The organism is uncultured Campylobacter sp., from assembly GCF_938041645.1.
In the GTDB taxonomy this organism is placed as follows: Bacteria; Campylobacterota; Campylobacteria; order Campylobacterales; family Campylobacteraceae; genus Campylobacter_B.
Genome location: NZ_CALIST010000056.1, coordinates 19,772 through 29,978, shown reverse-complemented (window position 1 = coordinate 29,978; position 10,207 = coordinate 19,772). Strand labels below are relative to the sequence as shown.

Sequence of the window (10,207 nt, the reverse complement as noted above, 5' to 3'; positions counted from 1 at the left end):
TCAACCACCTGGTACGTATGCGTGGTACCTCTACTCGCGCACAGCTTACCGAGTCTGGTGTTCTTAACGAGGCAGCTAAAAAAACTCTTCGCGCAACCATCGACCTTATTCGTGGTGCAAAGGATGCCCAGGGTAACGAGATTGAAACAGTCATGATTCTAGGCGATGACGTTGTCAACAAGACCATGCCTGTTATTCTCTGCGATGAAGATGACGTTGCCGGTAATCACGGTGCTACTATCGGATCCGTCTCTCCTGAGCTTGATTATCTTGCAGCTCGAGGACTTTCTCGCCAAGCTGCAGAGCAGCTATTTATACGCGCCCTCTTTGAAGACGCCATCATTAACGCGCCTGAGGAGATTTCTCACCACGTGGCCGTTGAGCGTTGCGAAGCAGAGCTGGGCGCAGAGATTGCGCACGACTATGACGATGCTGCAGCTAACGACAATTCCAGTTCTGAAGCAAATTCCAACAAAGGCGGTGTCGCGTAATGACTGACACAGAAGTTGCTCAGATTACCGATAACCCTTACAAAGCAGATTTTCCGATTCTGGCAGCAAATCCCAAGGTAGCTTACTTGGACAGTGCCGCCACTTCTCAGCGTCCACGCGTAGTCATTGAGGCACAGTCACGCTTCTATGAGACCATGAACGCAAATGCTTTGCGCGGATTGTACCGTTGGAGCGTGGATGCAACCGCAGCTATCGAGGACGCTCGCGCTTCGATTGCAAAGTTTATTGGTGCTGTCGATAAAAACGACAAGCCAGAAAGTCAGCAGATTATCTTTACGCGCAACACTTCTGAGGCGCTTAATCTAGTTGCTTCAAGCCTTGGCCGCTATGCACTTAAACCAGGCGATGACGTGGTCATTTCCATCATGGAACACCACTCAAACATCATTCCTTGGCAGCAAATTTGCAAGACTACCGGCGCTAATCTGGTGTATCTGCGTATGAACTCTCAGTATCAAATTACGCCCGAAGAGATTACGTCAAAGATTACCGAACGCGCCAAAATTGTGTCCATTACGCACGTCTCCAACGTGCTAGGCACCCGCAATGACATCAAAGCCATTGCTAAGCGCGCACACACTATGGGTGCATACATGGTTGTTGACGCTGCGCAATCAGCGCCTCACATCCCTATTGATGTGCACGATCTTGACTGCGACCTGTTGGCCTTCTCGGCACACAAGATGTGTGGACCTATGGGCATTGGCGTGCTTTGGGGCCGCGCCGAGCTGCTTGATGCCATGCCACCATTCCTTACCGGCGGCGAGATGATTGACTCCGTCACCGAGACCAGCGCTGTTTGGGCTCCTGTTCCTGCGAAGTTTGAGGCAGGTACGCAGGATGCTGCAGGTATCTACGCTATCTTGGCGCCGCTTTCATACACGCCGACCAAGCACGGGCTGCTAAGCGCGGCGATTAGAATTTCAACCTCTTTGATTTTGCAACCTTAAGCAAAGACTTTTTGATATTCGCGCACAACCTCGGCGGTAAGATCTACTAGCTCGAAATTTTTCGCGTCGGCAAGGACTGCCAAAGTGAGTTTATGATTTAAATCGTGGCTTCCCGCAAACGCCGTATAATCGCCCAAAATCGGAGCGCCCACCAGCGCCAAATCGCCGATCGCGTCTAAAATTTTATGACGGACGAACTCGTTTTCAAAGCGCAAGCCCTCGGGATTTAAAATTTTATTCTCATCGATTACGACGGCGTTTTCTAAGCTGCCGCCTAGAGCTAACCCCATGGAGCGAAGCGCTTGCACGTCTTTTAAAAATCCAAACGTGCGCGCCCGCGAAATTTCTTTAAGATAGGCTTTTTTGCTAAATTCAAAAACATGGTGCTGAGTGCCGATGAGCGGATGGCTAAATTTAATCGTATAATCAAATTTCGGACTCTTGCTAGGGCTTAAGCGCACGAGCTTATCTCCCTCGCGAATCTCCACAGCTCGCTTGATGATGAGAGCTTTTTTATTCGCGTCAAGCTCTCTTACCCCCGCTTCGTCCAAAAGCATACAAAAGCTCGCCGAACTTCCGTCCATCACGGGAATTTCATTAGCATCGACGATGATGCGGATATTATCGATGCCATAGGCATTAATGGCGCTCATTAGATGCTCTATCGTTGATATATAGCCCTTTTCATTGCCTACGACGGTTGCCATTTGCGTATTTATGACGTTTTTCGGCTCGGCTTTAAAACTAACGCCAAGATCACTTCTATAAAATACGATTCCACTGCCTGCCTCTAAAGGCTCTAACGTAAGTCTGATAGGCTCACCTTTGTGTAGCCCGATGCCGACGTTATGGACTTTCTTAGCTATCGTTGTCTGTCTCATTTCTATCCTCGTTTTCATTAACCCGCGCATTATAGCGAAAATTTTAAAATTTACTTACCTTTTTCTATTACTTTTTTGGACGATTCTAAGACATCGGTAATGTTATCTTTCATCCACTTAGGATCCATCCACTCCTCGGGTCTTACGTCCACACCCTGAACTACGATGCCAAAATGCAGATGATCTCCAAAAGCAAAGCCGCTTGAGCCCGTCTGTGCTAGAATGTCGCCCGGCTTTACATCACTGCCGACGCTTAACTGCGTCGCCGAGCAGTGTCCGTAGATGCCGTATAATCCGAAGCCGTAGTAAATTCCTAAATTTAATCCGAAAATTCCGTTTTCTTGCGCGAAAACTACCTTGCCGTAGTTGCTCTCTTTGATATCGGCGTTTGCAACGCTTGCTAGATCAAGCCCCATATGCCAAGACTCGCTTACTTGTTCATCGTTCATAAAAAATATCCGATGATCGGCAAAGCTTGCTACCGCTGCGCCTTTGGCAAGCGGATAAAAAGGCTTTAGCTCAAATCCATTTATTCTATCCTCGTGCACCGCGCTAGTAGCAGCGTGCAGATCATCTCCGTTTTTCTTACGCAGAGTTTCGTTTACGAATTTAAATTTCTCCAAATCGCTCATCGAGTTAAAATTCTGCGCGTATTGGCTAGCCAGATCACTTACTTTGCCGTTAATGAAGCCCGGATTTAGCTTAATAGTAGAGACTTTATATTTTTTGTCCTGATAAAAATATTTGATCTGCGAAATGCTTTCGTTGCCTGCACGATCAGTGGCGACCGCTTCTGCGCGAAATTCCTCTAAATTTGCAGGCCACGCTACGAGAGACGCATAATAGCCCTCTTTTACAAAAGGAATTGCTTTAAAAATTTTGCCATAGTTGGTTTTGACATAGACTTCGTTTAGGCGCTCGTCTTTAGCTGAGAATACGACTACAGCGCTACCGCCTTTGGTGATTTTATAGGATTGATTGATGATATTTATGAGGGGCTTTTTGTCATCTATTATTATATTTGCCGTTTTTACGCTCTTATTTCCTTGCGCAAAATTCCACGAGCTAATGTCGTTTGCAAAAACCTCAAGATTGTAGTTTTTATCTTTATTAAGCATCAAATTTTTAGGAAATTGCACGGCAAGCTCTAGCGTAGTTTGCGGAACGTTCAGCTCCTCATTTAGTAACGGTATCGTGCTGGCTCCGTCGTTTAAATTAACGCGAACGAGCTTAATGCCGGTATCATCTGAAATTTTAATCTTCAAAGGCGAGGTTAAATTCCAATAAATTTCATTTTCCAGCGCAATTTGCGGAGGATTTTTTTCAAATTTCGGCGAGGTGAAAATTCTAAAGATTCCATAAACCAAAGCGCATATTATAATAAGAAATATTAAAATTTTAAGCTTCGTTCCATTGCCATTTCTACGCATAAAAGAGCCTTTGATATGATTTTAGATCGCGATTTTACAAGCTTAACTTAAATTATCGGTAAAGCGAGGCAAAATTTAACGCAAATGTTTAGCGATTTACGAGGCGATTTAAAATTTTAAATTCTAGCGATTTTAGAATCTCAAAATTTATGAGCTTTAAAATTCAGTGGCGCGCTAGATCCTATGCAGTGAAATTCCGCGCGCGACAAAGCGGCGTTTATCGTCTATATCGTAATCTTTAAAATTTCAATATTAGAATTTCTTTAAAGTATGCAAATGGCTTGTATTGATTTTTTAGAACTCTTGTGCTTAAAATTTTACCATACGAATGGAATTTTAAACTATCTTGATAACTAAAACTTTAAAAAGTCCCAAGTAAGCTATGCGTTTAAATTTTTATCCTAAGCCGAGCGGAATTCCAATTAAAATTTAGCTCAACCCGCCTACAATAATTCGGCTGCAAATTAGCGCGACAAGAAAAGTCAAAATTGCAGCATTACTAAATTTTAAAGCGTGCGGTAGAAAATTCTACGCACGCCAAGGCGTTCGCAAGTCGCCGCGTTTAATTAAATCTAGCGCCGATGCTAAATTCGAAGCTATTTGTATCGTCGTGCGGTTTTTTATTAAGTGGCTTGACGAAGTATAACTGCAAAGGTCCCATCGGCGTCATCCACTCGATACCAGCACCCGTGCTGTAGCGCTCCTCTTCATTCCAGTCATGATCGCCGATCATTCCGTAGTCAAAAAACGTTACAAAGCGCATTTTAAGCCTATCGACCACCGGAAAGCTTAGCTCAAAGGAGTTATTGAAGCTCTGCATGCCGCCTGTTTCGATATAGCGGCAATTATTTGCATTTAAGCAAATCTCTTTTTTCGGGATACTGCGACCTTCGTAGCCTCTAATGCTTTTCATTCCGCCTAGGAATAGCTTTTCGTTGATCGGGATCTTTTTATTACCTTCCCACATATAGCCCGTTGCAGCTTTGTATCTAAAGATAATGTCGTGATCGATATAATCTCGCAAGCCAAAATAGTAGTTAAACGATCCTCGCGCCTTGGTGTAGTCCATATCGCCGCCAAGACCCGCGTATTCCAAGCTAGCACTTGCGATCATACCGCTTCTTGGTAAGTAATAATCATCGGTGCTATTATATGTAATAGACGGGATAATCGAGCTTTTTAAATTCTTGCCATCCAGATAGCCCGCTTTGGCATAATATTCGTTTAAGCCCTTAATCTCGCTTTTTTCGAGATAATACGTAAGGCTTACATCGGTATTGCGCCCGATCTTGCGACCGCCCGTAATTGAAAATCCGTAAGATTTCTCATCGTAATCGTCCCAGTCATAGTCGTTGGCAAAGATCGATCCGCCCAAGCTATACTCAGAATCAAACACTCTAGGATTGGTTAAGCTCAAGCGTCCGCTTAACTGATCGTCGCTCTTTTCGACCGAAAATGCGCCGTGAAGACCGGTGCCAAATACGTTACGATCGCTGATACCGCCGCTAAGTAAAATTCCATCCTCACTGCCATATCCGATACCACCCGTGATAGAGCCTGTAGGGGCTTCTTTGACTGCGACTTCAAGATCGATCTGATCGTTAGAAACGCGGTTTTCTTTAATCTCCACCTCATCGAAATACCCCGTGCGTTTTAAAGAATTTAATGAATCGTTGTAGTCGGTTTTGCTATATAAATTTCCCTCGGTCAGATACATCTCGCGGCGAATGACCTTATCCTCGGTCTTATCGTTACCCGAGATCGTTACGTTTCTAATATAGACTTTATCCTCAGGGATGACTTGATACGTGATAGCGACCGTGCGAGCTTCTTTGTCCTGCTTAGTCTTAGGCACGATGCGCACATAGGCGTATCCCTGATCCGCGACTAAAGTCTCTAGCGTATTCATATCGCGGCGCAAACGCTCGGAATTCATCGTATCGCCCTTTTGAAGCTTAAAATCGTCCAAAACCTTTTCTTTATCAAGCTTGATTATATCTGCAGGATACTCGATATCTACAGAGCTTACGGTGTATTGCTCGCCCTCTTTTATATAATAAGTCAAATCAGCAGTGTAATTATCCATATCGGCATTAAGTAGCGGCGCCGAAACCTGCGCGTCTAAGTAGCCTTTTTTATAATATTCTTCTTGAATTCTATTTGCGTCGTTAGGAAGCTCGGCGGTTTTTACCTTGCCGTCGTTAAAGCCCCACATCCAGCCCAGAATCTCGCGTTCTTTATTGGCAACGGATGGCTCTATATCGTCATAGTCGAGCTTGTCCGCACCTACCAAATTTACCTTATCGATGATGATATTTTCGCCGCGATTTACCTCGATCGTTAGCAAGATGACCGATTTATCGTCGTTTATCGGCTTTGGATAAAATTCCACCACGGTGTCAAAAAAGCCCTTGACTTCGTAGTATTGCTTGATGCGGGTCTCCGCTTTTTTAGCAGCCACCTCATCGTAAACCTGACCCGGACGCAAGCCGATGAGCTCATTTATCTTATCGCGGTCGTTGGTAACTACGTTTTTGATCTCTACCTTAGCGATGGTCGGTTTTTCGGTTACGTTAATCGTGACCGCGCCGCCTTGTTCGCTGATATAAACGTCGCTGAAATAGCCCTGCTCAAATAGCTTTGAGATCGCAGCATTGGTGTTTTCGCCGTTAAGCTCATCGCCTAACTTAAGTCCTGAAATTTGCTGTGCGACCTGTGGAGAAAGATGCCTAAGGCCTTCAAATTTAATGGATTTGATCTGTGCGGCGCACGCCACGGAAATCCCACCTACTAAGAGTAAAAAAACGCTTTTTTTCATAAAATTTTACCTAAAAACGAAAATAATTTGCGTATAATACCACATTAAAATTAAAACTTGCATATATCAAAAAGGAATTTTATGAAGATAGGAATTATCGGCCTGGGTCTCATCGGCGGCTCTCTTGGGCTATGTCTAAAAAGCACCAAAATAATTAGCGCCGTCTACGGCTGCGACATCAGCCGCGAAAACGAAAAAGAAGCTCTGAGGCTCGGGCTCGTGCATGAAATTTTAAGCCTGGAGCAGATGAAGCAAAGCTGCGACGCGATCTTTCTCGCGATCCCCGTGGAGGCAATTATTGAGACGTTGCAAAAACTAAGCGACTGCAGAAGCGAGACGACGATCATCGATCTGGGAAGCACGAAATTTAAAATTTTGCAAAACTGCCCGCCGCAGATCAGACGAAATTTCATCGCAGCTCACCCAATGGCTGGTACCGAAAACTCCGGCCCGCAAGCGGCATTTAAAGAGCTTTTAAACGGCGCAGTAGTCGTTATCTGCGATGATCATGGTGCGGATGAAGTGCATATCAAACGAGCGGTCGAAATTTTTTCGTTCGCGGGGATGAAGATCGTATTTATGGACGCAAAAAGCCACGATCACCACGTGGCGCTCATCTCGCACCTGCCGCATGCGATCAGCTACTCGCTCGTAAACAGCGTGCTAAAAGAGGAAAATCGCCGCAATATCATAAATTTAGCCGGCGGCAGCTTCTCGGGCATGAGCCGTATCGCCAAGAGCTCGCCGCAGATGTGGGTCGATATTTTCAAGCAAAACCGCACAAACCTGCTGGGCGCTATCGATGCTTTTAAAAACGAGCTTGAAATTTGCGTGGGTATGATTCGTAACGAGCGCTGGGACGAGCTTGAGGCCTGGATGTATGAAGCGCGCAAGCTAAGGGATATTATTTAAAATTTCAGCGCGACCTGACTGCGCGACGGGAGCCGCAAGAACGCGCCTTTAAATTCTAAAATTTCGCCTTCAAACAGCCCGCACAAATTTAAATTTTTAATACGTGCGAGCATGGATGCGAATTCAAAAATCTATGCACTCCTGCGTGAAAATTTTCTTTGAGGGAAATTCCAGCGCGCAAAGCCTCGCCTTCTCGCCCCAGTGCTTTTTATAAACACAGCCCAGATCGATATTTGCGCTAAATTCCGTAATGACGGGCTTTTTTACCGGCGTGTGCCCGTAGACATTAAAAATTCCATCATTCGCGCTATCATCTCCGCGCCCGCTTAGCACGTGAGCGGCGAAGCTTTTCGCGCGCTCTGCATCGTGTCTAATCCCCCACGCGCGACCCACTGCGGAGTGCGATACGACGAGGGCGCGACCGCTTTCATCACGCAAATCATACTCCAAGTAAATCGGCAGCCGCGAGACAAACCGCAGATGCTCCTTGCATTGTTTCACGCCTCCGTGACGATAATACGACGCTAGCGTCGCCTCACCGCCGTTATTAAATAGCCAGCTTTCATCCAAGCTAAAAAATGCGTAAGGGTCATTTGAGCTCGTAAATTTGCCAGTTTTTGCGCACCTTAGGGCGGTTTTTGCATTACGCACGAAGCTTCTTTCGTGATTACCCATCACCGCGTCGTATCCTCCCGCGCGCACAAACTCAACCACATCCGCGCTCGCAGGACCTCGGTCGATCAGATCGCCCACGAAGCAAATTTTGCTATCAAATTTATGCGGCAACTGCTCTATCAGAGCCAAAAGCGACCTGTAGCAGCCATGCACGTCGCCGATAATGTAGATATTTTGCATAATTTCTCCTTAAATTTTAACGCCCTCGCCTTTTAACGCGCGAGCTGCGATATAAGCGGTAGATAAAAGCTCTGCGCTAAATTTTAAAATTTTGCGCGCTAGGACTTGGGCGGATAAATCTGCTTTAAGACCTCCCTTACGACGATCATAAAAAGAACGATAGATATTAATGCACTAAGCAATGCGGAATAGAAGTCAACAAGGTGTGTATCCGAAATGCAAACGGCCGCAATTATTATCCCTAAATATGGCGATAGTATCCAAATCGCCACGATCGGCAAAAACAGATTGACGAAAAAATTCACAAGCCTATCAAAATCCTTTAGCTTTTTGGCAAGCACCGCGCAAACCCCGCAAAAAGATATCCACAAAAATATGAAATATACGCACTTCTGCTGTAGCCATTCTATGGGATCGTCATCCCAGACGCTAGACGTGTCAAAAATCCGCCATACCACAAAATCGCCCAAGCTCGAAATATTCATCAAGCAAAAACTCATCGAAAATGCGCAGGCTATAATTTTTAAAATAATCATCAGAGTTCCTAAAATTCTAAATTTAGCTAAAAAATTCCTCGATTAGTCGAGTCATTTCGCTCTCGGCGGCGACGTGGTTGATCTGCTCGCGAAAGCTTGCGGCATTTTCGCGCCCCTTGGAGTATTCGTGCAGATGCTTGCGAAATATCGCCACGCCGTGGCTACCGTAATGGCTAAGCATTTGAGCGAAATGATAGAGCACGACCTCCCTTTTTAGCGCGTCACTTGCCTGCTCGCCCGTTTTGATCTCGCGAAAGATCCACGGCCTGCCGATTACCGCGCGACCGATCATCAGCGCGTCTGCGCCGCTAAGGTCTCGCACTGCGGGCGCATTGGAGGAGTTTATGTCGCCGTTTGCGATCACGGGGATTTGCAGCGCGCGTTTGGCTCTTGCGATCGCGCCGTAATCCACTGCCGCGCTGTATCCGCCCGCTCTGGTACGTCCGTGAATAGCGATAAAATCAGCTCCTGCGCTCTGTACGGCGCGCGCGATATTTTCGATATCCACGGCGCCGAAGCCCAGCCGCACCTTCGCGCTCGTAAATTTTTTGTTCGAATACTTTTTTATAGTCTCGACCAAGCGCGATAGACGGGGTGGATCAAGCAGCAGCGCCGAGCCGGCACCCTGCTTTACGACTTTGGGAACAGGGCAGCCGCAGTTTAGATCGATGCCGTCGATGCCGTCAAATTTATTGATGAGCAAAACCGCCTTTTTTATGATTTCCGCATCGCTGCCTGCGATCTGCACGAAAAACGGGGTTTCGGCGGCGTTTTTTTCGAGCATCTTTAGCGTCTTTTCGCCCTCGAAAACAAGGGCGTTTGCGCTTATCATCTCGCTTACGGTCGCGTCGCAGCCGAATTTTTTCACTACGCCCCGCAGCGGCGGATCCGAAAAGCCCGCCAAAGGCGCCAAAAATAGAGGGTTTCTTTTAAAAAAATCTTCCGTCATTTTAAATTTCTCATTTTAATTTCGTTTGAATTTAAACCTTTAAATTTAATACCGCAATGCTTGCAGCGGGTTTTGCCGCGAGCTTTAAAATTTTAAATTTCATAGGCCGCGTATTCGAATTTAGGCGCGAATTTTATTTTTAAGCTTGGCTAATTTGAGTGGTGGCGAAACGGCAGCAAGGATGATCACCACCAAATTTTATTTGCACGGCAAACCCAGCAAGCAGCTTGCAAAACGCCGCGCGGATTTTAAAATTTCAGCACTTTATTCAGCTAGCAAGTCTTGTGCTTTATGTTTAAATTTTAAATTTCATCGCGTAAATGCAAAATCCGTTTACGCGCACACTACGCAAGCAAATCTTTTA

General features: G+C 45.8%; 9 protein-coding genes. 4 read left to right on the top strand and 5 right to left on the bottom strand.

Annotated elements, in window-relative coordinates; all coding sequences use genetic code 11:
- Both Q0600_RS08515 and Q0600_RS08510 read left to right on the top strand, forming a co-directional pair.
- Window positions 1-491 (top strand): SufD family Fe-S cluster assembly protein (locus Q0600_RS08515; protein WP_298759191.1); only part of this gene is annotated, 491 nt, incomplete at its 5' end.
- Window positions 491-1,462: an aminotransferase class V-fold PLP-dependent enzyme gene (locus Q0600_RS08510; RefSeq protein ID WP_298759188.1), complete on the top strand. Its 972-nt coding sequence runs from the start codon at window positions 491-493 to the stop codon at window positions 1,460-1,462. The genes Q0600_RS08515 and Q0600_RS08510, both read left to right, overlap by 1 nt.
- On the opposite strand, the gene lpxC is transcribed toward Q0600_RS08510, so the two are convergent.
- The 3 genes from lpxC to bamA form a co-directional block, all read right to left on the bottom strand.
- Window positions 1,459-2,343 carry a UDP-3-O-acyl-N-acetylglucosamine deacetylase gene (gene lpxC / locus Q0600_RS08505; RefSeq protein WP_005872409.1) on the bottom strand — a complete coding sequence of 295 codons (885 nt, stop codon included), beginning with the start codon at window positions 2,341-2,343 and terminating at the stop codon, window positions 1,459-1,461. The genes Q0600_RS08510 and lpxC overlap by 4 nt on opposite strands.
- Window positions 2,344-2,393: 50 nt before the next feature.
- The gene (locus Q0600_RS08500; protein ID WP_298759179.1) at window positions 2,394-3,773 is read right to left on the bottom strand and encodes a M23 family metallopeptidase; all 1,380 of its coding nucleotides are present in this window, start codon (window positions 3,771-3,773) and stop codon (window positions 2,394-2,396) included.
- A 562-nt stretch (window positions 3,774-4,335) separates the two neighbouring features.
- Entirely contained in the window at window positions 4,336-6,591 is a 2,256-nt protein-coding gene (gene bamA / locus Q0600_RS08495) for an outer membrane protein assembly factor BamA (protein ID WP_298759177.1), read from the bottom strand.
- A gap of 81 nt (window positions 6,592-6,672) precedes the next feature.
- On the opposite strand from bamA, the gene Q0600_RS08490 reads away from it, so the two are divergent.
- A complete protein-coding gene (locus tag Q0600_RS08490) occupies window positions 6,673-7,503 on the top strand; it encodes a prephenate dehydrogenase (RefSeq protein WP_298759172.1) in 831 nt (276 codons plus the stop codon).
- Between the two features lie 123 nt (window positions 7,504-7,626).
- On the opposite strand, the gene Q0600_RS08485 is transcribed toward Q0600_RS08490, so the two are convergent.
- Window positions 7,627-8,358 (bottom strand): metallophosphoesterase, encoded by a 732-nt coding sequence (locus Q0600_RS08485; RefSeq protein WP_298759169.1) that lies wholly within the window; start codon window positions 8,356-8,358, stop codon window positions 7,627-7,629.
- Between the two features lie 216 nt (window positions 8,359-8,574).
- Between Q0600_RS08485 and Q0600_RS08480 the strand changes: the two genes are divergently transcribed.
- Window positions 8,575-8,940, top strand: coding sequence for a hypothetical protein (locus Q0600_RS08480; protein WP_298759164.1), 366 nt, complete (start codon window positions 8,575-8,577; stop codon window positions 8,938-8,940).
- On the opposite strand, the gene Q0600_RS08475 is transcribed toward Q0600_RS08480, so the two are convergent.
- On the bottom strand, window positions 8,917-9,843 hold the full coding sequence (locus Q0600_RS08475; protein WP_298759161.1) for a tRNA-dihydrouridine synthase: 927 nt from the start codon (window positions 9,841-9,843) through the stop codon (window positions 8,917-8,919). The two genes, Q0600_RS08480 and Q0600_RS08475, sit on opposite strands and share 24 nt — an antisense overlap.
- Window positions 9,844-10,207 lie beyond the last annotated feature (364 nt).